The 21,358-nt window shown below is 68.4% G+C and carries 20 protein-coding genes; 8 read left to right on the forward strand and 12 right to left on the reverse strand.

Features of this window, described 5'->3' with window-relative positions:
* Positions 1 to 156 precede the first annotated feature (156 nt).
* Together ABJK40_RS07390 and ABJK40_RS07395 are read right to left on the reverse strand one after the other, a co-directional pair.
* The gene (locus ABJK40_RS07390; RefSeq protein ID WP_348480315.1) at positions 157 to 621 is read right to left on the reverse strand and encodes a metallophosphoesterase family protein; all 465 of its coding nucleotides are present in this window, start codon (positions 619 to 621) and stop codon (positions 157 to 159) included.
* Positions 618 to 1,328: a YceH family protein gene (locus tag ABJK40_RS07395; protein WP_348480316.1), complete on the reverse strand. Its 711-nt coding sequence runs from the start codon at positions 1,326 to 1,328 to the stop codon at positions 618 to 620. Before ABJK40_RS07395 ends, ABJK40_RS07390 begins: the two co-directional genes overlap by 4 nt.
* Before the next feature lie 191 nt (positions 1,329 to 1,519).
* Between ABJK40_RS07395 and ABJK40_RS07400 the strand changes: the two genes are divergently transcribed.
* Together ABJK40_RS07400 and heR are read left to right on the forward strand one after the other, a co-directional pair.
* Positions 1,520 to 1,837 (forward strand): hypothetical protein, encoded by a 318-nt coding sequence (locus tag ABJK40_RS07400; protein WP_348480317.1) that lies wholly within the window; start codon positions 1,520 to 1,522, stop codon positions 1,835 to 1,837.
* A 91-nt stretch (positions 1,838 to 1,928) separates the two neighbouring features.
* Positions 1,929 to 2,753 (forward strand): heliorhodopsin HeR, encoded by an 825-nt coding sequence (gene heR / locus ABJK40_RS07405; RefSeq protein ID WP_348480318.1) that lies wholly within the window; start codon positions 1,929 to 1,931, stop codon positions 2,751 to 2,753.
* 53 nt (positions 2,754 to 2,806) lie between these two features.
* Here the strand turns inward: heR and ABJK40_RS07410 are convergent, their stop codons facing one another.
* On the reverse strand, positions 2,807 to 3,520 hold the full coding sequence (locus ABJK40_RS07410; RefSeq protein WP_348480319.1) for a helix-turn-helix domain-containing protein: 714 nt from the start codon (positions 3,518 to 3,520) through the stop codon (positions 2,807 to 2,809).
* A 142-nt stretch (positions 3,521 to 3,662) separates the two neighbouring features.
* Here ABJK40_RS07410 and ABJK40_RS07415 point away from each other — a divergent pair, with 142 nt between their 5' ends.
* Positions 3,663 to 7,019: a bifunctional proline dehydrogenase/L-glutamate gamma-semialdehyde dehydrogenase gene (locus ABJK40_RS07415; protein WP_348480320.1), complete on the forward strand. Its 3,357-nt coding sequence runs from the start codon at positions 3,663 to 3,665 to the stop codon at positions 7,017 to 7,019.
* A gap of 87 nt (positions 7,020 to 7,106) precedes the next feature.
* Here ABJK40_RS07415 and ABJK40_RS07420 read toward each other — a convergent pair whose 3' ends face one another.
* Positions 7,107 to 7,538: an Lrp/AsnC family transcriptional regulator gene (locus ABJK40_RS07420; protein WP_348480321.1), complete on the reverse strand. Its 432-nt coding sequence runs from the start codon at positions 7,536 to 7,538 to the stop codon at positions 7,107 to 7,109.
* Positions 7,539 to 7,675: 137 nt separating this feature from the next.
* On the opposite strand from ABJK40_RS07420, the gene ABJK40_RS07425 reads away from it, so the two are divergent.
* The 3 genes from ABJK40_RS07425 (at position 7,676) to ABJK40_RS07435 (ending at position 10,751) form a co-directional block, all read left to right on the forward strand.
* Positions 7,676 to 8,743 carry an ornithine cyclodeaminase gene (locus ABJK40_RS07425; protein WP_348480322.1) on the forward strand — a complete coding sequence of 356 codons (1,068 nt, stop codon included), beginning with the start codon at positions 7,676 to 7,678 and terminating at the stop codon, positions 8,741 to 8,743.
* A 131-nt stretch (positions 8,744 to 8,874) separates the two neighbouring features.
* On the forward strand, positions 8,875 to 9,771 hold the full coding sequence (locus ABJK40_RS07430; RefSeq protein ID WP_348480410.1) for an arginine deiminase-related protein: 897 nt from the start codon (positions 8,875 to 8,877) through the stop codon (positions 9,769 to 9,771).
* 107 nt (positions 9,772 to 9,878) lie between these two features.
* On the forward strand, positions 9,879 to 10,751 hold the full coding sequence (locus ABJK40_RS07435; RefSeq protein WP_348480323.1) for a mechanosensitive ion channel family protein: 873 nt from the start codon (positions 9,879 to 9,881) through the stop codon (positions 10,749 to 10,751).
* 25 nt (positions 10,752 to 10,776) lie between these two features.
* On the opposite strand, the gene ABJK40_RS07440 is transcribed toward ABJK40_RS07435, so the two are convergent.
* Entirely contained in the window at positions 10,777 to 11,175 is a 399-nt protein-coding gene (locus ABJK40_RS07440; RefSeq protein WP_348480324.1) for a hypothetical protein, read from the reverse strand.
* A gap of 76 nt (positions 11,176 to 11,251) precedes the next feature.
* Between ABJK40_RS07440 and ABJK40_RS07445 the strand changes: the two genes are divergently transcribed.
* Positions 11,252 to 12,631, forward strand: a complete 1,380-nt coding sequence (locus ABJK40_RS07445; protein WP_348480325.1) for an NAD(P)/FAD-dependent oxidoreductase — start codon at positions 11,252 to 11,254, stop codon at positions 12,629 to 12,631.
* Between the two features lie 28 nt (positions 12,632 to 12,659).
* On the opposite strand, the gene ABJK40_RS07450 is transcribed toward ABJK40_RS07445, so the two are convergent.
* The 5 genes from ABJK40_RS07450 to ABJK40_RS07470 all read right to left on the reverse strand — a co-directional run bounded on the left by ABJK40_RS07450 (position 12,660) and on the right by ABJK40_RS07470 (position 19,673).
* On the reverse strand, positions 12,660 to 14,003 hold the full coding sequence (locus ABJK40_RS07450) for a serine hydrolase (RefSeq protein WP_348480326.1): 1,344 nt from the start codon (positions 14,001 to 14,003) through the stop codon (positions 12,660 to 12,662).
* Between the two features lie 34 nt (positions 14,004 to 14,037).
* A complete protein-coding gene (locus ABJK40_RS07455; RefSeq protein WP_348480327.1) occupies positions 14,038 to 15,273 on the reverse strand; it encodes an acetyl-CoA C-acetyltransferase in 1,236 nt (411 codons plus the stop codon).
* A gap of 69 nt (positions 15,274 to 15,342) precedes the next feature.
* Positions 15,343 to 16,779, reverse strand: coding sequence for a serine hydrolase domain-containing protein (locus ABJK40_RS07460; protein ID WP_348480328.1), 1,437 nt, complete (start codon positions 16,777 to 16,779; stop codon positions 15,343 to 15,345).
* A 125-nt stretch (positions 16,780 to 16,904) separates the two neighbouring features.
* Positions 16,905 to 17,723, reverse strand: coding sequence for an alpha/beta hydrolase (locus ABJK40_RS07465; RefSeq protein ID WP_348480329.1), 819 nt, complete (start codon positions 17,721 to 17,723; stop codon positions 16,905 to 16,907).
* Positions 17,724 to 17,927: 204 nt separating this feature from the next.
* Positions 17,928 to 19,673, reverse strand: a complete 1,746-nt coding sequence (locus ABJK40_RS07470; RefSeq protein WP_348480330.1) for an amidohydrolase family protein — start codon at positions 19,671 to 19,673, stop codon at positions 17,928 to 17,930.
* A 119-nt stretch (positions 19,674 to 19,792) separates the two neighbouring features.
* On the opposite strand from ABJK40_RS07470, the gene ABJK40_RS07475 reads away from it, so the two are divergent.
* The gene (locus ABJK40_RS07475; protein ID WP_348480331.1) at positions 19,793 to 20,524 is read left to right on the forward strand and encodes a dienelactone hydrolase family protein; all 732 of its coding nucleotides are present in this window, start codon (positions 19,793 to 19,795) and stop codon (positions 20,522 to 20,524) included.
* Between the two features lie 102 nt (positions 20,525 to 20,626).
* On the opposite strand, the gene ABJK40_RS07480 is transcribed toward ABJK40_RS07475, so the two are convergent.
* Positions 20,627 to 20,911, reverse strand: a complete 285-nt coding sequence (locus ABJK40_RS07480; protein ID WP_348480332.1) for a thiamine-binding protein — start codon at positions 20,909 to 20,911, stop codon at positions 20,627 to 20,629.
* A complete protein-coding gene (locus tag ABJK40_RS07485) occupies positions 20,908 to 21,276 on the reverse strand; it encodes a helix-turn-helix domain-containing protein (protein ID WP_348480333.1) in 369 nt (122 codons plus the stop codon). The genes ABJK40_RS07480 and ABJK40_RS07485 overlap by 4 nt, the downstream gene beginning before the upstream one ends.
* Positions 21,277 to 21,358: the final 82 nt, after the last annotated feature.

Below are 21,358 nucleotides of genomic sequence, written 5' to 3' on the forward strand. Positions count from 1 at the left end.
GAAGCTCTGTCGCCAGGATTACTACCGGTGGCGCCACCGGCCGGTCTCGGACGAGTTGCTCGACGAGGCGGATCTGACCAACGCGATCTTCGACGCGCACGCCGATGACCCGGAGTTCGGGTATCGGTTCCTCGCCGATGAGGTCCGCACTGCCGGTCACGTCGTGTGCGATCGGACCGTGTGGCGGATCTGTCGGGACAACGCCTGGTGGTCGGTGTTCGGCCAGAAGAAGGGAAAGGCGTCCAAGCCGGGCACACCCGCACACGACGACTGGGTGAAGCGGGACTTCAGACGCGGACAAGTGAACATGGGAATCGACGAAGCCAGGCGAGACCACCATCCCGGTTGCGTCGATCGTGCGACGACCGGCCCACGCGCCCCGATCTCCACCTCGAGGACGTGCGGGAGACCGAGATCGACGTCGTTGTTCCCGTCCACCGCATGGAGCGGGGCGAATCCTGCGAGTCGATCGAGCACCTCCCGGGACACGACGTCGCCGGCGTGGAGGATCGCGTCGGCTCGTTCGAGGCGGTGCCGACCCACGATGTCCACGATCTCGTCGGCACGGTCTGCACGAAGGTGCGTGTCGGCGACGACGAGGATTCGCTCGGGCTCCGTCATCCGTCCGATCCGAGGTCCGGCTCGGGCATTCCGAGGGCGGCCTCGAGCGCAGCCAGGCGTTCTTCGAGCCGCGACACCCGCTCGGCCAACGACGCATCGTGGTCCGCCGACCCCGACACGAGGTCCGTTCCGGGGGTGTACGAATCCACATCGGGTTCGAGGGCGAACGCCAGGTCGGAGTCGGCATCACCGACGTCGGCGACCGCATTCGGTTCGCCGAGCAGGTGTGCCCAGCGATCCTGACTCTGACCCGCCGACCGCCCGACGTTCGCCACCAGCGGATCGGTCCCCTCCGCCATCCGCTCGAGCACCGCCTCGATGTCGTCGAGCGACTCGAATCCGAGACCCTGCGACGTCGGATACCGCTCGGTTCGGGTCTTCAGCTCGCCCGTCGACTGCGGACCGCGCAGCAGCATGATCGCCAGCAGCGCGAGCCGGTCGTGGTCCACGCCGAGAGCGTCATCGAGGATGTGGCGATGCTTGTCCGTGCGACCGCTGCTGTTCATCCGGGCGAGACCCCCTCGGCGCAGCAGCAAGGTGGCGTCCATGACGATCCGTTCGTCGTACTCGACCACCGGATCCCGGTTCGACTTCTGGTTGCATGCGAGGACGAGGGCGTTCGTCGACAGCGGGTACTGATCCGGAGTCGTCGCCTGCTTCTCGATCAGGCAGCCGAGGACACGACGTTCTTCCGCAGAGAGCTCCATCGGTCCAACGTACCGGTGACGCCGATCCCACGAATGCGACGGTCACCCGCTCGTGGGGCCGACCACGTCGATCGCTGCACGTGTCCCGATGCGCGACCGAAACTCACGACATGACGACTGCCCACTGTGGGATCGTCTGCGCCGCAACTCGCGGCGAGGATCCGCCCGCCCGGAGAAACAGGGAGACAGACATGACACGACGCCTCATCACAACATTCGCCGCCGCCGCCACCGTGCTGGCGCTGACGGCGTGCGGCGGGAGCAGCGACGGCGGGAGTTCCGACGCGGACGGCGCGAGTACGGCCGCCGACGATCTCGTCGCGCTGATGGTGGACCAGGGAGCGCCGCAGGACGAAGCCGAGTGCATCGCCGAGAAGCTCGACGGTGTGAGCGTCGACGAACTCACCACCTTCTTCGAAGCCGTCGACGACGGCGAGGACGTCGTCGCGACCGAAGGGGTCGCCGAGAGGTTCATCAACGCCAACGCCGAGTGCACTCTCGTGGAGTGAGCACACCTGCGCCGGCGGATCACGGGTCGGGTTCCATGCGATGTCGACCTCGATCGGTTGACGGCCCGCCGCGTCGGGTAGCACTGGCGCCATGACCACCCTCACCGTCGATTTCGATGCGCCCACCGTCGAGGTGTCCGACGCTCGGCTGCGCAGGCTGCGGATCTTCAACGCGGTCATGGGCGCGCTGCACCTGGTGTCGGGCACGCTGATGCTCGTCCTCGGCGACACCGGTGTGAAGTTGCCGACCAGCACCTTCAACATCAACGGACCACCGGGCACCGCTCTCGCCGACGGTTCGATCAACGAGGTCGGCGGGCTCCCGATCGCACTCGGTACTGCGGCGTTCATGTACCTGTCGGCGCTGTTCCACTTCGTGATTGCCGCGCCCGGTGGCTTCGCGTTCTACTCCCGCGAGCTGCGGCGTGGCCGGAACCGGCTGCGGTGGGTCGAGTACTCGCTGTCGGCGTCGCTGATGATCGTGCTCATCGCGCTGATCACCGGGATCACCGACGTCGCTGCGCTCATCGCGATCGCGTTCGTCAATGCCTCGATGATCCTCTTCGGGTGGCTGATGGAGATGGTCAACACGCCGAACGGCGACCGGTGGTGGACTCCGTTCTGGTTCGGGTGCATCGCCGGCATCGGGCCGTGGGCCGCGATCGCCACCTACCTCGTGATCAACGCCGGCATCGAAGGTGGCCAGCAGCCTCCTGGCTTCGTGTACGGGATCATCGTGACGATCTTCGTGTTCTTCAACTCCTTCGCGATCAACCAGTGGCTGCAGTACCGGGGCATCGGCAAGTGGAAGGACTACGTGTTCGGCGAGACCGTGTACATCGTGCTCAGCCTGCTCGCCAAGAGCGCGCTCGCCTGGCAGATCTTCGCCAACACGCTGATCCCACCCGACGCCTGATCGTTCCGAGCCAACCTCTGTTGATCCGTCCGGGACGGATCAACAGAGGTTGGTCAACTGATCCGGTGGGCGCTGCGGTACGCGGCGGGTGACGAACCGACGACCTGGCGGAAGTGGCGACCGAAGGCACTCTGGTCGTAGTAGCCGCATCGGGTCGCCACGTCGGCGAGAGCGACGTCCGTCGTGGTGATCAGGCGCAGCGCCTCCTCGAGCCGGAACCGCATGATCAGTTGTTTCGGGGTGAGCCCGAGGACCCGGCGAGCGGTGCGCTCGAGTCGGCTCACCGTCATGTCCGCGGCGGCTGCGAGATCGGCCACTTCGAGACGCTCGGCGTAGCGCCGACGCGCCACCTCGACGGCATCGGCGAGTCGGGCGTACGGAGCGGTGCCGTCGACGGCCGTGCGCAGATCGACCGACACGGACACGATTCCGGCGACCTCGCCACGACCGTCGGTCCATCGCGACTTCGAGGTGAGGAACCAGCCGTAGGAGCGGTCGGGGCGGGTGATCACCTCCAACTCGTTGCTCAGCATCAGGCCGGTGTCGACGACGGCGCGGTCCTGCGCCTCGTACTGCTCGGCGAGATCGCGCGGGAAGAGTTCGGCGGCTGTCCGACCGACCACCTCTCCCGGGCCGTTGAGGCCGGCGCGTTCCGCGAACGCGCGATTGGCCGCCAGGTAGGTGCCGTCGACCGACTTGATGCTGAACATCACGTTCGGCACGGTCGCCAGCACGTCGATGACCGCTTCCAACGACCGGTCCAGCATGGCGTCAGTGTGCCAGGCGCCCGTCGAACGGTCCCACGTGGCCGCACACGTTCGGGTCGGCGTGCGCACTGGGTGGAATTCGCCACCGCGCGACGACGATCGCGTCCGAGACATGACCGGCCCGGTGGACTTCCATGTACGTATGACCGACACCGCCGCGCTCCCGACGTCCTCGCGCTCCGAAGCCGACCGCACCGACGCGGCTCTCGCTGATGCTGCGGTCGAACTCGCACGCCGACTGCTCTCCACGAGCCTGCAGGACGAATCGCGACGTGAGGTCCGTCGCCGGGAACGACTGGGAGCACTCCTCGCCGACGAGCGTGGACGTCAGATGATCTTCGCCATGACCGACCAGGTGCTGCGCATCGACGATCCCGCTCTGGCCGCCGACCGCTTCGCCGACGTGGTGCGCCGACACCACACGACGGCCGTCGGTCGCATCGACGCGCTGCTCCTGCGGGCCGGAGCGATGGTCGCTCCGCGCCTCCCACGGATCGTGATGCCTCTCGTCGTGAAGCGGATCAAGGCAGAGACGCACGGCATCGTCATTCCCGCCGACGACCCCGACTTCGCGACTCATCTGGAACGTCGGGCACGCGATGGCGTGAAGATCAACGTCAACCCTCTCGGCGAGGCGATCCTGTCCGATGCCGAGGCAGACGAACGGTTCGTCAGTGTGCTCGACCGGATCGGACGCGACGACGTCGACTACGTCTCGGTGAAGGTCTCGGCGATCGTCGCGAACCTCGACGCCATGGCCTTCGAGTTGTCGGTCGAGCGGATCTGCGACCGGCTGCGCACGTTGTACCGCGCTGCCGAGACGTCCCGCGTGCGGACGTTCGTCAACCTCGACATGGAGGAGTACCGCGATCTCGAGTTGACGGTGCAGTCGTTCATGCGCGTGCTCGACGACGACGAGTTCGCTGCGATCGACGCCGGGATCGTGATGCAGGCGTATCTGCCCGACACCCACGACGCTGCGGACCGACTCGGTGCGTGGGCGGTCGAGCGACACGCTCGCGCCGGCGGCACGATCAAGGTGCGTCTCGTCAAGGGAGCGAACCTCGCGATGGAGGCGGTCGAGGCGGAATTGCACGGCTGGACCGCCGCGCCGTACGGCACGAAGGCCGACGTCGATGCCAGTTACAAGGCGATGCTCGATTCGCTGCTGCGCCCGGAGTGGGCCCCGGCCGTGCGCGTGGGGCTCGCGTCGCACAACCTGTTCGACATCGCCTGGGCGCTCACCATCGGTGCTCGTCGCAACGTGCTCGACCGGATCGAGTTCGAGATGCTCGAAGGGATGGCGCCCGCCCAGGCCCGAGCCGTCCACGCTGCAGCGGGCCGCCTGCTGATGTACGCCCCGGTCGTCGCCGACGACGACTTCGACGCATCGATCGCGTACCTGTCCAGGCGCCTCGACGAGAACACCCAACCCGACAACTTCCTGCGTTCGCTGTTCACGCTCACCGCCGACTCCCCCGAGTTCGACCGCGAAGCCGACCGTTTCCGCACCGCGGTGAACGCCCGCCACGGCGTCGACCGGTCGCGGCGCCGCGCTCCGCTCCCCCTCGGAGTCGACACCGACTCGCGATTCGCGGCCGAACCCGACAGCGACCTCACCGACGCCGCCACACGCGCTGCGTTCCTCGATGCCGTCGCCACGCCGCCGACCCCGACGTTCACCCCCGTCACCGACACGGCCGCGATCGACGCCGTGATGTCCACCGCGACCGCCGCCCTCCTCGCCGGCCGTGCCGGCGAGGAGGATCGCACGGAGCCGGGTGATGCGGGACGCCCCGGCACGCGCTCGTTCGACGAGCGACGGAGATGGTTGCTCGTGGCGGCCGATCTGATGAGCGCCGAACGGGCGGAGACGATCGGGCTCATGGCGGCCGAGGTCGCGAAGACGATCCACGAGGGCGACCCCGAGGTCAGCGAGGCGATCGACTTCTGCCGCTACTACGCGACGACCGGCAGCGACCGCCTCGACGGCGGAATCGACGCAGGGCTCGAGGTGTCGGGGCGAGGCGTCGTGGTCGTGGTCGGGCCGTGGAACTTCCCGTACGCGATCCCGACCGGAGGCGTGGCGGGAGCACTGGCTGCCGGCAACAGCGTGATCCTCAAGCCGGCTCCCGAGGCCACCGCCGTGGGCGCCTGGATCGCCGATCAGTTCTGGCGCGCCGGCGTGCCGCACGACGTGCTCCAACTCGTCGTGTGCGAGGACGGTCCCGTCGGCACGCACCTCGTCACGCACCGCGACGTCGACACGATCGTGCTCACCGGCGCGCACGAGACGGCGTCGATGTTCCTCGACTGGCGCCCCGACCTGCGCGTGCTCGCCGAGACGAGTGGCAAGGACGCGCTGGTCATCACGCCGTCGGCCGACGTGGACGAGGCGATCCGCGACCTCGTGCGTTCTGCGTTCGGTCATGCCGGACAGAAGTGTTCGGCGGCGAGCCTCGGCATCGTCGTGGCCGAGGTCTACGACGACCCCACCTTCCGTCGGCGCCTCCGCGACGCGGTCACGTCGCTGCGGGTCGGAGCCGCCACGGACCCTGGCTCGATGGTCGGGCCGCTCATCGCGCCGCCCACCGGCAAACTCGAGCGGGCGCTCACCACACTCGATGACGGCGAGTCGTGGCTGGTCGAGCCGGTCCTGCTCGACACGCCGGGAACTCCCGAGGGAACCAGTTGGTCACCGGGCGTACGCCTCGGCGTTCGCGAAGGATCGTGGTTCCACCTCACCGAATGCTTCGGCCCCGTGCTCGGGTTGATGCGTGCCGACGACCTCGACCACGCCATCGCGCTGCAGAACGCCGGTGACCTCGGGTTGACCGGCGGCATCCACTCACTGGACGACGACGAGGTGGAGCAGTGGCTCGCTCGCGTCGAGGTCGGCAATGCGTACGTCAACCGCCACATCACCGGTGCGATCGTGGAGCGCCAGCCGTTCGGCGGGTGGAAGCGTTCCTCGGTCGGCGGCGGTTCCAAGGCCGGCGGCCCCGGGTACGTCACGCAGCTGGCACGCGTCTCCGGCGATCCGGTCGACGACGACCCTCGACGGCGGACCGCCTTCGAGCAGGTGTGGGCCGACTGGTACTCGGTCGATCACGACCCGACCGGCCTCGTTGCCGAGGCGAACATCCTGCGCCACGTACCGCTCGGATCCGTCGTCGCTCGCGTCTCGTCGACCGACGACCGGCAGGTCGATCTGCTGCGGACCGTCGCCGCCGTGACGGGCGTCCGCTTCGCCGTGTCGCTCGTGACCGACGAGTCGGACCTGGACTTCGCGCGGCGCCTCGCGACGATGGCGAAGCGCCCCGACCGCGTCCGCCTGCTCGCCTCGCTCGACGACGACGCCCGCCGCATCCTCCACGAGGCCGACATCGTGATCGACGTCGACCCACCCGTCGGTGACGCGATGATCGAACTCGGTCACTGGGTGAAGGAACAGGCCATCAGCCGCACCCGCCACCGCCACGGCCGCCTCCTCACCTGAGCTCGAACCGGATCCCCGACATCATCCAAACGGTGTCTCATCCAAACGGTGTCTGACACCGTTTGGATCACCGTTTGGATGACGGGTTCAGCGGAGGACGGAGTTGAGGAGCAGGCTGGTCTCGGAGTTGATGACGCCCTCGACGGAGCGGATCCGGCCGAGTACCTGATCGAATTCCGCCAACGACTCACAACGCATCTCCGCCACGAGGTCCCAGCCACCGTTGGTGGTGTGCAACGACTGGATCTCGGCCAGACCGCGCAACGCCTTGATCACCTCGTTGGTCGAACGACCCTCGACCTCGATCAGACTGATCGCCCGCACGTCGTCGTCACCGTGGTCGTCGCGCATGCGCACCGTGAAGCCGAGCACCTTGCCCGATTCGAGCAACCGATCGAGTCGGCTGTTGACCGTCGCCCGAGTCACCCCGAGTTGACGTGCGAGCGTCGTCACCGGAGCACGACCGTCGGTCCGCAGCAGCGCGATCAGCTTGCGATCGAGATCGTCGACGTCAGCCATCGCACAGATCGTAGATCAGGGATGCACGATCTGCTCGATGGATGTACATCATTCATCCCCTTTGAGGATTGATGATGCACATCGTCCGATCGTACGGTGGTCTTCACACCTGCGAACTCTCTCGACTGGAGCACCTCATGGTTCGATTCGTCAACGTCCACCACCTCGCGCGATGGGCATCGGACACCGGCCTCGAACCACTGCTCGTCGACCTCGTCGCCGCGATGGAGACCGACTTCCGTCGGTGGCCGGTCTTCGACAAGACGCCACGCATCCCCAGCCACTCCGAACACGGAGTGATCGAACTCATGCCGACCAGCGACGGCGAGACCTACGGGTTCAAGTTCGTCAACGGCCACCCGATCAACTCGACTCGCGGGCTGCAGACCGTCACGGCCTTCGGCGCCCTCGCCGACGTCGACACCGGCTACCCGTTGATGATCTCGGAGATGACGGTGCTCACCGCTCTGCGCACGGCCGCCACGTCGGCCATGGCCGCCAAGGTCCTGGCCCCCGTCGGCGCCCGCACGATGGCGATGATCGGCAGCGGGGCGCAGTCCGAGTTCCAGGCGCTCGCGTTCCGTGCGAACCTCGGGATCACGACACTGCGGGTGTTCGACGTGGACCCTGTCGCCATGGCCAAGTTCGAGCGCAACGCCACGGCGCTCGGCTTCGACGTCACGCTCTGCTCCGACGCAGCCGATGCCGTGATGGGTGCTCAGATCGTCACCACCTGCACCGCGGACAAGAAGAACGCCACGGTGCTGACCGCCGAGATGGTGTCGAATGCACGCGCCGCCGCTGCGTCGGCCGGCGAACCGACCGGGCTGCACATCAATGCGATCGGCGGCGACTGCCCCGGCAAGACCGAACTCGACATCGAGCTCACCCGGCTGGCGTCGATCTTCGTCGAGTTCCCCGAACAGTCGTTCATCGAGGGCGAGATCCAGTACCTCCCACGCGACTGGCCGATCACCGAACTGTGGCAGGTCCTCACGGATGACCGCCCGGGTCGCGCATCCGACGACGAGATCACCCTGTTCGACTCGGTCGGATTCGCCATCGAGGACTTCACTGCGTTGAAGTTCCTGTACGACTCGATCACCGGGACCGACTACTACGAGACCATCGACCTGATCGCCGAGCCGACCGACCCGAAGAACCTCTTCGCCCTCGTCGACGTCCGGCAACCGGCAACGGTGTGAGCGCGCATCCCGAGATCGCGATGATCGACACCCCCATCGCCGCCCCCATCGCCGGCGTTCCGACCACATCGACGCCCACGTCGACCATCGCTGCGCGTCGGCACTCGTTGCAGGCCCCGACGACGGTGTTGATGATCCGACCACACCACTTCTCCGTCAACCCGCAGACCGCCGCCGACAACGTGTTCCAGTCGGATTCCGACGGTCGCGGCCCCGTCGACGTCGCTGCCGCGGCGTATGCGGAGTGCACCGCGCTCGCCGACGCCCTCACGGCACGCGGTGTCCGCGTCCACCTGTTCGAGGACGAATCCGCCGAGCGACCCGACAGCGTCTTTCCGAACAACTGGTTCTCGACGCATCGCGGTGGCCGCATCGTCACGTATCCGATGTGCACGCCGAACCGCCGACTCGAGCGACGTCCGGACATCATCGAACTCCTCAAGGCGCAGTACCGGGTGCAGGACGTCATCGACTACTCGGGCCTGGAGTACGACGGCCTGTTCCTCGAGGGCACGGGCGCCATGGTGCTCGACCACATCGGACGCATCGCGTACGTGGCGCGCTCCCACCGGGCCGACCCGGTGATCCTCGAACGCTTCTGCACACACAACGGGTACGAGCCGATGGTGTTCGACGCGTGCGACGACGACGGCACACCGATCTACCACACCAACGTGCTGATGTGCGTCGGGACCGAACTCGCGCTGATCTGCCTCGATGCGCTCCCCGATGCGAAGCGCCGCGACGAGGTGGTCGAGCGCTTGACCGAGACGGGCCGCACCGTGCTCGACCTCACCCACGACCAGCTCCGTGACTTCGCCGGCAATGCGTTCGAGTTGACCGGCCGCCGCGGTCGCCTCCTGGCGATGTCCGCCCGAGCCCACCGGTCACTCACCGCGTCGCAGCTCCGCGTGATCGAGGCGTCGTGCGAGATCGTGTCGGTCGACGTCGACACGATCGAGCTCGCCGGCGGCTCCGTGCGGTGCATGCTCGCCGGCATCCACCTCGATCAGCGCCCGCCGGCTTGACGCCACCGTCGGCGGAGCCTGCTCCGGGCCGACGTCCCGGCCGAACTCACCCCGACGGATGAGGAGACGGCCGGACCCATCGCCGGACGTCGCGGCAGACTGGAACGATGCTGTCTCTGCTTCGTGTTCCGGTCGACGACGGGTCATCGGACTCGGCCACCGAGCAACTGGCCGACGCGGTGACCGACGCAGGCCTCGGCCCATGGGACTTCGCGATCGCCCTCGGCATCTTCGTCGGCGGGATCGTCCTCGCCTTCGTCGTCAAGGCGTTGGTCACCCGTCTGCTGAGACGCGGAAACCGGCTCGACCCGGCGCTCGCTGCGCTGATCGCCCGGCTCGTGGGCTACCTCGTGATGATCGTCGGCTTCGTCTACGCGTTGGAGTCACTCGGCATCCCGATCGGCCTCGCCGTCGGCGGACTCGGCATCGCCGGCATCGCCCTCGCCTTCGCGCTCCAGGACATCCTGGAGAACTTCATCGCCGGCGTCCTGCTGCAGATCCAACGTCCCTTCACGTACGGCGACCAGATCCTCGTCAACGACCACGAGGGAACGGTCCAGACGATCGACACGCGCAACACCACCGTGCTCACGCCCGCCGGCGAGTTGGTGAAGATCCCGTCAGCGACCGTGATCAAGTCCGACATCACGAACTACACCCAGCGCGGATCGCGTCGCACCACCCTGGCGGTCGGGGTGGCGTACGGGACCGACCTCCGAGCCGCACAGCGGATCCTGTTGGACGCAACCGAACGAGCCGACGGAGTGCTGGCGTCACCGAAGCCCGAGGCCTACCTCGAAGCGTTCGGCGAGTCCAGCATCGACTTCGCTCTCCGCTTCTGGCACAAGCCCTCGATCGCCGACTTCTGGTCGACTCGTAGCGAGGTGGCGTTCGAGGTCGAGGCCGCCCTGGGCGACGCGGGCATCACCATCCCGTTCCCGCAGCGCACGATGTGGTGGGCCGGAGAAACCGACGCCTGACGGGCCTGGAATCTCCCGTGCGCCGTCAGCTGATCTTCTCGAAGGACGGCTCCGGCGAGCGCTTCTTCCTGGCGGCGAACAGCCCGGCGATCAGCACGAGAGCGGCGACGACGCCGATGACGACCTTCGGGTTGCGACGGGAATAGCGGATCGCCCGATCGATGCTGCGGCCACCCTGCGAGACGACCTGACCGGCCACGTCTCCGGCGAACTCGATCGCCGAGCCCGCCAGGTCGGCGACGTCGACGTCGAGTGCGTGAGGCAGGTGCACGTCGGGCAGATGCACGTCGGGGAGGTTCACTCCGGACAGCGAACCGCCGAGGCGCGACACCGCAGGCTGTGAGGCGTCGGCCACACGTCGCAGCGACGTCGACGCACGGTCGGCGGCGATGTCGGAGGCTTCACGGAGATCGGAGATGTTCATTCCTGGATTGTTCCTCGCCCGAACACGCACGAAACACGCGGGGTTTCACGGTCTGCCGACGGGGTAACGGTGCGAGATGCCTCGACCGGGAATCGCCAGCGACCGCGACAACGACCCGCCCGGCGACCGGGAGTCCGACTTCGACGTCGCGATCATCGGCGGTGGTTCGGCGTCCGAAGCGCTTCTGCGTGAACTCGACGGCACCGGCACGTCGGTCGTGATGTTCGAGCCGCACCTCGTCGGCGGCGAGTGTCCCTTCTTCGCCTGCATCCCGAGCAAGGGCCTGCTGCACGACGTGCGCACCGGGCGCACGTGGGACGAAGCCGTGGCTCGTCGTGACGAACTCGTGAATCACCTCGACGACAGCGAGCACCGTGAGGACGCACGCGGCCTCGGAGCCACGATCGTGTCCGCGACCGCGACGATCACCGGCCCGAACACGCTCGACGCCGACGGCGCGCAGTACACCGCGGCGGCGATCGTGATCGCGATCGGTGCCGAGGTGGTGATCCCCGACATCGACGGGCTCGACACCCTCGGCGACCGGATGTGGACGAGCGAGGACGCCCTGACCGCACACGTCCGTCCGCAGCGTCTGGCGATCATCGGTGGCGGCGTCATCGGCAGCGAGATCGCCCAGATGTACAGCGGCCTCGGATCCGAGGTGACCATGGTCGACTCGTCGCCGCGACCGGCCGACGACCTCCACCCGGAGGTGGGTCGCCTCATCGCCGAGAGCCACGAGCGGGCCGGGATCACGGCGATCTACGGCGCCCAGGTCGCAGCGTGTGAGCGCACCGAACATGGCGTCCGAGTCGAACTCGCCGACGGGCGCAACGTCGAGGCCGACATCGCACTCGTGGCGATTGGACGGAAGCCCGACCTCAGCCGGCTCGGCCTCGACGTGCTCGGCCTCGACCACGACGACCTCGAGGTCGACCACGCCGGACGCATCACCGGGACCGGATCGCTGTGGGTCATGGGCGATGCCGCCGGTCGCCAGCAGTACACCCATGTGGCGAACCGACACGCTGCCGTGGTGGCCAACCACCTGACCGGCGACGGCTCACGCTCGTACGACGAAGCCGTCGTGCCCGCCTGCATCTTCATCGACCCGCCGGTCTTCGTGATCGGCGACACCTACGACGACCTCTCCGACGACGGTGACGTCGTGTGGTCCGAGACCAGCGTGCGTGTCCCCCGGTTCTCGACCGACGAACTCCCCGACGGATTCGTCGCCCTCGCCGGACGACGGTCCACGAACACGATCGTCGCCGCTCACGGGATCGGCCCGCGCTTCGACGAACTGTCCCACGCGCTCGTGATCGCGATCGACGGCGCGGTCCCGATCGACGTGTTGCAACGAACGATCCAACCGTTCCCGACGATCGGCGAGATCCTCGACGTTGCCTTCGACGCCCTCGCCGACGCGCTCGCAGCCACGACGGACGACTGAGCGGCGAACGGAACGGATCGCGGCGCGGTCAGGCGGTGGCGGCGGACTCGACGATGTCGTACAACTGTGCGGCGAGTTCGCCCCCGGTGACTGCGTCGGCCTCGACCACGAGGAACGCGCCGTAGCCGTCCTCGAGGTCGAGCCAGGGCACCGACCCGTAGGCGCCGGCGTCGCTGATGCGACCCGTGGCCCTGTCGACCCACCAACCCATGCCGTACCCCGTGTCGCTGCCGTACACGGTTCCCGTCCGGTCGGCATGCAGCGTGTCGAGCGCGCCCTGGGACAGCACCCGCTCGTCACCGCACGTCCCGCCGCGGAGGTGCATCAACAGCAGCTTCGCGTAGTCGCCCGTCGTGACGAAGGCGCCGCCCTCCATGTTCGGGTTGTCGGTCGCCATCAGCGTCTCGGGGTCGCCCGCGAACTCGGTGGGGTAGGCGAACCCGCCCGATCCGATCTGGGTGAAGTGGTTGTTGTAGCCGAGCGCGTCGAGTCCGCAGGGCTGCACGTAGATCTCGTCGATCAACTCCGCCCAGGACCTGCCCGACACGGCCTCGGCCACGGCGCCGGCGACCTGCCACTGGGCACCGCCGTACCGGAACTCGGTGTCGGGGGCGACGATGTCGCCGTCGTCGTCGGGCGAGGTGAAGATCTGTGCGGCACAGTCCTGCAATGTTCCGGACGCGACGTACTGGCACACGTACGGTGCGTAGCCCGGATTCGGCAGCAGCCCGACGAGACCGGAACTGTTCGAGACGAGTTGCGCCGGCGTGATGTCGGGATTGCCTCCTCCCCACTCGACGGCGTCGGCGACGGGAGCATCCATGTCGAGGAGTCCGTCGTCGGACAGGCGGAGCAGCACGCCGGCGGTGATCATCTTGCTCGAGGATGCGACGAGCGAGATGCGGTCGGGCGTGAACTCGCCCCAGTGGTGTTCGTAGACCACACCGGCGTCGCGTTCGACGACCACGAGTCCGGCGCCGTTCAGGCCGCGCTCGTCGACGAACGCCTGGACGATCGGCTCGACCGCCGAGTAGTCGCCTCCCTGCTCGGGCGACGCACCGGTCTCCGGCGCCGTGCCGCCGCCGTTGCCGGCCGTCGGGACCACGTCGTCGAGGGACGTACCTGCGTCGGTGCTGGGAGCGGCGTCGGTCGCGAGCGGTGCGTCGGTGGTGGGGGCGGCGTCGATCACGTCCGTCGTGACCGGCGGGTTCGTGGCGGGGGCCACCGTGGTCGACGGTTCGGCCGCCGTGGACGCAACGGGAACAGACTCGGACACCGTCGTGGCCGCGTCCCCTCCGGAGTCGGTGTCGGACCCCGAGCACGATGCAGCCACCGAACCCGCGAGCACCACCGCCACGAGCGAGCCGAACACGGACGAACGTCGACCCCGATGGTTCATCGTCGCGTCAGATGCGTTCGATGATGATCGCCGGTGCCATGCCGCCGCCTGCGCACATGGTGATCAGACCGACCTGCTTGTCGGTGCGCTCCAACTCGTCGAGCACCGTGCCGATCAGGATCGCTCCGGTCGCCCCGATGGGGTGACCGAGTGCCATCGCTCCACCGTTCACGTTGACCTTGGAGCGGTCCAGGTCGAGGTCGCGCTGGAACTTCTCGGATACGACGGCGAATGCCTCGTTGATCTCGAAGATGTCGATGTCGGCGAGCGTCATCCCCGCCTTGGCGAGCACCTTGCGCGCCGCCGGGACCGGGGCGTTGAGCATCAGCGTCGGGTCGTCGCCCATGTTCGCCGTGGCCACGACGCGGGCCCGGGCCTTCATGCCGTGCGCCTTCGCGTACGCCTCGCTGGCGAACAGGATCGCCGCTGCGCCGTCGACGACACCCGACGAGTTGCCTGCGTGGTGGACGTGCTGGATGTCGAGGTCCGGGTACTTCTGGTTGATCAGTTCGCGGAACGTCTTGGCGACGGTCCCGTCTTCGGAGGTGTGCCGGTAGTCGGCGATCGCCGGGAAGCTCGGCGGCAACGCGGCGAGCGACTCCGCCGTCGTGGACGGACGGGGGAACTCCTCGTGATCGAGGGCGACGGTGCCGTCGTCGTTGTGGACGGTGATCAACGACTTGTCGAAGCGACCTTCCTTGATCGCGACATCGGCACGGCGCTGCGACTCGGCGGCGAGGGCGTCGAGGGTCTCGCGCGAGATGCCTTCCATCGTGGCGATCGCGTCGGCGCACACTCCCTGGTGCGACTGAGGATGCAGATCCTGGAGGTGCTGGTTGCCCGCACCCATCGGGAGCATGCCCTTCTTCGGCAGCGACATCATCTCGGTGCCGCCGGAGACGACGAGGTCCTCCATGCCCGCCATCACCGCATGGGCGGCGTAGTTGGCCGTGGTGATCCCCGAACCGCAGAAGCGGTCGAGCGTCGCGCCGCTGGCGGTGATGTCGTAACCGGCGTCGAGTGCGGCCATGCGGCCGAGGTCTCCGCCCTGCTCCATCACCTGCGAGCTGGTGCCCCACACGACGTCGTCGACGTCGGCGGTGTCGAAGTCGTTCCGCTCGACGAGCGCGGCGAGCACGGTGCGCGCGACGTGCTGCGGGTGGAGGTGCGAGAGGGAACCCTTGCCGAGTTTCCCGATCCCGCGGGGTGTGCGGCAGGCGTCGATGATCAGTGCGTCGGACATGGAGCCGACGCTACGACGTGAGGACCCGCGGCATCGATTCGGACACCGCCGGCGACGCCCGATCGAGGGCTACACCGGGCCGGCGTCGCGCAGCGCCTCGGCGACGATGCCCGCGAGGTCGCGGGTGGACGACGGGTGGTCGCCGCTCACCGTGATCGCCCACGTGACGCCGTCGGCCTGACGGACGGTCATCGCATGCGTGCTCTCGACCGTGCCGGTGTGCCCGAACGCGTCCGGACCGAAGATCATCAGGGCCATGCCGTAGCCGGTCGTGCGTGGGGGCGGCGGTTCGAGCGTCGTCGACGTGGTGGCGGCCTGTTCCGGGGTCAGCGGAGGATCCTCGGTGATCGCCCGCATCTGCGCCATGGTGTCTGCGCCGAGCGGTTTCCAGCCGGGAGTCGACAGGTCGAGCGAGTCGATGATCGTGGCGACCTCGGTGGGCGACGCGATCCACGAACCGGCGCCCGCCAGGACCTCCATGTAGTTGCGGCCGTCGTCGGAGCGGTGTTCGACCTCGCCGTCGCGCACGTCGAAGGTTCCGGCGAGGCGCATCCCGTCGACACCGAGGGGTGCGAGCAGTTCGTCTCGGACCACGTCCTCGTACGGCCGGGCGGTGAGGTCCTCGATCAACAGGCCGACCAGGCACAGATTGAGGTTGCTGTACCGGAACGTGGTCCCGGGGGCCCGCTCCAGTCCGCGACCCAGCCCGACGGCGGCCGCCTGATCGCACGACTCGACCTGGCGGCGGAACATCAGGTCCTCGTACTGGGCGATGCCGGAGCGATGCGTCAGCAGGTGTCGCAGCGCGATCTGCTCGACCCCCGACGCCGGGTCCGTCACGCCGACCCGTGCGGCGAGCCGGGCACCGACCGGGTCGTCGAGGCCGATCGCTCCCCGTTCGACCAGGCGCAGGACCGTGACCGCCGTGACGACCTTGCTGATGCTGGCGATGCGATAGCGGTCGCCGACCTCGACCGGGTCGCCCGCCTCGGTGCGATCACCCAGCGCGACCTCGTGGACGACCTCACCGTCGCGCAGCACCGTGGCCGACACCGCCCGGGAACCGGATTCGAGGATCGTCGTCAGGTGCAGATCGAACGCTGCCCACCCGGTGACCGTCGGCGTCTCGTTCAGCGGCGCACCGGCCGACGACGAACCGCCAACCGACGAACCATCAACCGACGATTCCGGCGACGGCTCGGTCGAGGGTGCGGCCGTCGACCCCGGCACGAGCGCAGGGCCCGACGAGGGTGGTGAGGGCGTGGTGGAGTTCGAAGGGTCCTCGGCCGGCACCTCCGCTGGTTCCGTCGTGGCGACGCCGCCCGGCGTCGCCACCTTCGGATCGACCGGCGCGGCGGGCGCCGTCGCCGGAGCGGCTCCGGGCACGTCGACCTGGCGCTGCACGCCACCGCAGGCTGTCGCCGCGACCGCGAGGGCCGCCGTCACGGCGAGGCTCGCGCAGAGGTTGCGCAGGGGGATGCGGGCGGAGTGCAGCGTCATCGACATGCCAGGTTGATCATCGGTCGGGTCGCGACCGGACGTGAGGCCGAGCGACCGGCGCACATGCTTCCAGACCGCCGACGACCGCAGCGGTCACCATCCCGGTCGGATGTCCGACACGACGAGGGCCGTCAGGTGCCGCCGAGGAAGTCGACCACGGCGGGCCAGAGCGCAGGATCCTGGAACATCATCAGATGTCCGCCTTCGAAGATCCGCATCTCGACATTCGGCATCCGGTCGGCGATGACCTGGGAGTTGGCGACCGGGGCGATGCCGTCGTGACGACCGCACCCGACGAACGTCGGTCGGTCGATCGACGCCAGGCGATCGACCACGTCGTGGCCGTTGCGGGCGCGCAACTGGCGAGCGGCCCCCGCTGCGACCTCGGGGGGCACGGCCTGCTGCGATCGCGCGACCATGAAGTCGTACACGACGCCGAGGTCGGGGATCGGTTCGTCCGCTTCGGGGTCCCACCGCGTGTCGAGCAGGCCCATCCGTGTCCGGAACGCGTCGTCGGGATCCATGTCGGCGAGGTCACTGAGTCGGTACGACGCGTGGTCACCGCCGGGCGACGTGACGAGCAGGACCAGTCGGTCGACCAGGTCCGGGCGGCGCGCCGCCAGGTTCAAGGCGACCATCCCTCCGAAGCTCGTCCCGACCACGTGGCAACGCGCCGATCCGGTCGGGACGATGACGTGTTCGATCAGTGCCGCCGCATCGTCGGCGTACTCCTCCATCGTGTACTCGACATTCGGCCTGGACGTGCGTCCCAGGCCGCGCTGGTCGTACTGCAGGACCCGGAAGTGCTCGTTGAGCGGCGACCGAGCGGGCAACGTCTCGCGCAGGTCGCCGCCGGATCCGCCGATGTTCAACACCCACGGTGCGTCGTCGTCGCTGCGTCCGTGGACCTCGTGGTGGACGTCGATCCCGTTCAGGTGCGCGGTGGCCATCGGCCCATTCTCCCGCCGCGCCCTCCGTGATCCCCAACCGGGACCCGGCCCGGCTGTGAGCTGTCGACCGCGATGTCCCGGTCCACGGCTCACACCCGCTCGCGTCGCGATCCCCGGACATGTCAGCTGTGAGCTCCGGACCGCGATGTCGCAGTCCAGGGCTCACACCGCAGCGTGCCGGGTCGGCGCGGAACGTTCGCGGGCCTACGAACGGACGAGGCGGCCGGGGCGTGCTCCGGTGAACTCGTCGTTCTCGCGCGTGACCACGCCCCGCACGACAGTGGCCACGTAGCCCTCTGCGGACTGGAGCAGCCGGGTCCCGCCGGCGGGCAGGTCCCGGACCAGACGCGGTTCGCGCAGCGTGAGATTGTCGTGGTCGATGACGTTCACGTCGGCTCGCTTGCCGACGGCCAGCACACCGCGGTCGGTCAGGTCGAACAGCGCAGCGGTGTGGGAGGTCATCTTCCGGATCACGTCGACCAGGTCGAGCCGGGGGCCACGCTCGCGGTCGCGCACCCAGTGGGTCAGCATCCAGGTGGGCGTGGACGCGTCGCAGATGAAGTTCGCGTGGGCGCCACCGTCGGCGAGGCCGAGCACGGCCGCCGGGTGCGTGAGCATCTCGTGGAGGGCATCGCCGTTGCCGTGGGCGTAGCCGAGGAACGGCATCATCAACATCGCTTCACCGTCACGCTCACGGAGTTGTTCGTAGAACTCCTCGATCGGCTCGACCCCGTGCGCCTCGGCGAGCGCAGCGATCGACCGATCGGGCGTGGGCTCGTAGTCGACCGGATCGCCGAGCAGGTACTGGCGCTCGTAGGAGTTGACCACCTGGTACGCGATCGGTTCGACGTCCTTGATCGACTCCATGATCTCGGTCGACTCGGCGATCAGTCGCGCCTTGAGGTCGGGGTCGCCCATCGCCGCCGCCTGTTCGGCGAAGGTCAGATCACGCAGCGGTGCGAAGGAGGGCATGTCCTTGAAGCGGTGCTTCGTGGACAGCCCGATCAGGATGCCGAACGGGCGTCCGGCCACCTGCGGGACGACCTGCTTGCCGGCGTCCTGTGCTTCCTGGCTGAGTTGCATCAGTTCTCGCCATTCGTCGGGCTCGACCATGTTCTGCAACATCAACCAGGTGACCGGTCGGCCGATGTCGTCCGCGAGGCGGACCATCCAGTCGACCTCCTTCTTCGGAGCCACGAGGTCCTCGCCGGCCAGACCGGCCGGAGCGACCTCGAACACACCGCGACCGGCCCGCGCCATGGCCCGCCCGATCGTGAACAGCTCGTCCTCGGCGGCGAAGGTGCCGGGCACCGGCTCGCCGTTCATCGCACGGTGGCCGATGGTGCGGCTGGTGGAGAACCCCATCGCTCCGGCCTCGACCGCCTCCTGGACGAGGCGGGCCATCTCGGCGATGTCGTCGGAGGTGGCGGGCTCGTTGTTCGCGCCGCGCTCGCCCATCACGTACGTGCGCAACGGTCCGTGCGCGATCATCGCGGCCACGTCGGCGGCGTACTCTCCTCGATCGAGTTCGTCGAGGTACTCGGGAAAGCTCTCCCAGTTCCACGAGATTCCCTCGCTGAGGGCGGCGCCGGGAATGTCCTCGACGCCCTCCATCAACTGGATCAGGAAGTCGTGCTCGTCGGGCTTCACCGGTGCGAACCCGACGCCGCAGTTGCCCATCACCACGGTGGTCACCCCGTGGGGAGTGGACGGTTCCAGGTCACCGTCCCACGTGGCCTGCCCGTCGTAGTGGGTGTGGATGTCGACGAAACCGGGAGTGACGATCATCCCGGTGGCGTCGATCTCGCGCCGGCCCGGCCCGACCCCGCCATCGGCCTCGTCACCGATCGCCGTGATCACCTCGCCATCGATCGCAATGCTGCAGTTGGGGCGTGCTGCGGCACCCGTCCCGTCGATGACGAAACCGTTGCGGATCACCAGATCATGCATCGACCCACTCTTCCACGGAGCGCAGGACGAATCGTCGTCGGATGGTCGTCGGATGGTCGTCGGACGGCTGGTCGTCGGACGGTGCCGGGCACTCTCGTCGCTCCGGATACGGTCGAACGATGGACACTCGAGACGAGATCATCGACACCGCGACCGACGACGGGGACATGGCCGTCCTGGTCACTTCTCCCGCCGAGGCCGGCGACTGGCCGGCCGTGTTGCTGTTCATCGACGCCCCCGGCATCCGACCCGCCACGCACGAGTTCGCGGCGAAGTTGGCTGCCGAGGGCTACGTCGTGGTCACCCCCGACCTGCATCATCGCCACGGGCGCCTGCTCAACGCATCCGAGACCGCTCCTCCGGACGGGCAGACCACCCAGGAGATGGTGTGGGGCTGGATCACCTCGATGACCGACGCCCAGATCCAACACGACGGGGACCGTGCGCTGCGTGCTGCAGGCGTGAGCGACGACGCACCGATCGTCACGATCGGCTTCTGCCTCGGTGCTCGCGCCGCCTACCGACGACTGACGGACGACGACCGTGTCGTCGCGGCCGCCGGGTGGCACCCGTCGTTCCTCGCCGACGACGGTCCCGACTCACCCCACCTCACGGCACCGACGCTCACGAAGCCGTTGTACCTCGCGATCGGTGACGCGGACGAGGTCCAGTCGATCGCCATGCACCGACGCTTCCTCGATGCGGTCGAGCCGCTCGATCACGTCACCGTCGAGATCTACGAGGGTGCCGACCACGGGTTCACCTGGCCGAGCGCACCGACGTACCACGAAGCGGCCGCCACCGGCGCGTGGGAGGCGACGACGAAGATGTTCTCCGCCGCACTCACCTGACAGCGGCCTCCACCGGAGACCGAGCCGGTGACACCATCCCCCCCCCCCGACGTCTGCTCGGAATGCGTGTCGCCGGATCGGCGACCGATGTAGCGGTGCCGGTCAGTCGATCGCGTCGACGCGTTCGATGCGGACCTGGACGGCGTCGGCGCCCGCGGCGAACGACGCGCGGAGGAGGTCGGTGATCGCTGCGATCGTGGCGTCGAGGTCGCCCAGGGTCTCGGTCGCGAACGGCCCCATGTCGGGCGACAGTCCGGCAGCCGCGAGGACGTCGATCGCGGCCGAGACGTGCGGGCCGGGATCGTTCTCGCGGAACGGCTCCACCAGCACCTCGGCCCGTGCGAGCGATGCAGCCGGGCGGGGGGTCGAACCCGGTTCGTCGGTCATGCCCGTCGCTCCAGTGCGTTGAGGTAGCTGTACAGGGTCACGCGGCTGACGCCCATCGCCCGTGCGATCCGGTCGACCGCACCGCGCAGCAGGAAGGCACCCTGTTCGTCGAGGCAGCGAACCGCGGCCTGTTTCTCGGCACGTCCCATGGCACCGAGCTCGGCACCGCCGTCACGTTCGACCGATTCGATCATCCGTTCCAGTGCGCCGTGCAACTCCGAGGGGCGGACGTGCGCGATGACGCGACCGCCACGTTCGATCGGCAGTTCGCCGTTGCCGCCTTCCGCGACGAGGTTCCCACCGAGGAACTCGACGATCGGGAGCACGGCGCGCAGGAACTCGACATCGCTCGCTCCCTGCTCCACCGCCACGACAGTAACGCGTCGGATCCCGGTGGTCGGCGTGCGCCGTGACCGCCTCGGCCGGCTGCTGCACCACGTGCCGGTG

It is taken from the genome of Ilumatobacter sp. (assembly GCF_039969435.1).
Classification (GTDB): Bacteria; Actinomycetota; Acidimicrobiia; order Acidimicrobiales; family Ilumatobacteraceae; genus Ilumatobacter_A.

Coding starts and splice junctions, on each gene's coding strand:
- ABJK40_RS07390 (WP_348480315.1), bottom strand. CDS start 621: ATGACGGAGCCCGAGCGAATCCTCGTCGTCGCCGACACGCACCTTCGT.
- ABJK40_RS07395 (WP_348480316.1), bottom strand. CDS start 1,328: ATGGAGCTCTCTGCGGAAGAACGTCGTGTCCTCGGCTGCCTGATCGAG.
- ABJK40_RS07400 (WP_348480317.1), top strand. CDS start 1,520: ATGACACGACGCCTCATCACAACATTCGCCGCCGCCGCCACCGTGCTG.
- heR (WP_348480318.1), top strand. CDS start 1,929: ATGACCACCCTCACCGTCGATTTCGATGCGCCCACCGTCGAGGTGTCC.
- ABJK40_RS07410 (WP_348480319.1), bottom strand. CDS start 3,520: ATGCTGGACCGGTCGTTGGAAGCGGTCATCGACGTGCTGGCGACCGTG.
- ABJK40_RS07415 (WP_348480320.1), top strand. CDS start 3,663: ATGACCGACACCGCCGCGCTCCCGACGTCCTCGCGCTCCGAAGCCGAC.
- ABJK40_RS07420 (WP_348480321.1), bottom strand. CDS start 7,538: ATGGCTGACGTCGACGATCTCGATCGCAAGCTGATCGCGCTGCTGCGG.
- ABJK40_RS07425 (WP_348480322.1), top strand. CDS start 7,676: ATGGTTCGATTCGTCAACGTCCACCACCTCGCGCGATGGGCATCGGAC.
- ABJK40_RS07430 (WP_348480410.1), top strand. CDS start 8,875: ATGATCCGACCACACCACTTCTCCGTCAACCCGCAGACCGCCGCCGAC.
- ABJK40_RS07435 (WP_348480323.1), top strand. CDS start 9,879: ATGCTGTCTCTGCTTCGTGTTCCGGTCGACGACGGGTCATCGGACTCG.
- ABJK40_RS07440 (WP_348480324.1), bottom strand. CDS start 11,175: ATGAACATCTCCGATCTCCGTGAAGCCTCCGACATCGCCGCCGACCGT.
- ABJK40_RS07445 (WP_348480325.1), top strand. CDS start 11,252: ATGCCTCGACCGGGAATCGCCAGCGACCGCGACAACGACCCGCCCGGC.
- ABJK40_RS07455 (WP_348480327.1), bottom strand. CDS start 15,273: ATGTCCGACGCACTGATCATCGACGCCTGCCGCACACCCCGCGGGATC.
- ABJK40_RS07460 (WP_348480328.1), bottom strand. CDS start 16,779: ATGTCGATGACGCTGCACTCCGCCCGCATCCCCCTGCGCAACCTCTGC.
- ABJK40_RS07465 (WP_348480329.1), bottom strand. CDS start 17,723: ATGGCCACCGCGCACCTGAACGGGATCGACGTCCACCACGAGGTCCAC.
- ABJK40_RS07470 (WP_348480330.1), bottom strand. CDS start 19,673: ATGCATGATCTGGTGATCCGCAACGGTTTCGTCATCGACGGGACGGGT.
- ABJK40_RS07475 (WP_348480331.1), top strand. CDS start 19,793: ATGGACACTCGAGACGAGATCATCGACACCGCGACCGACGACGGGGAC.
- ABJK40_RS07480 (WP_348480332.1), bottom strand. CDS start 20,911: ATGACCGACGAACCGGGTTCGACCCCCCGCCCGGCTGCATCGCTCGCA.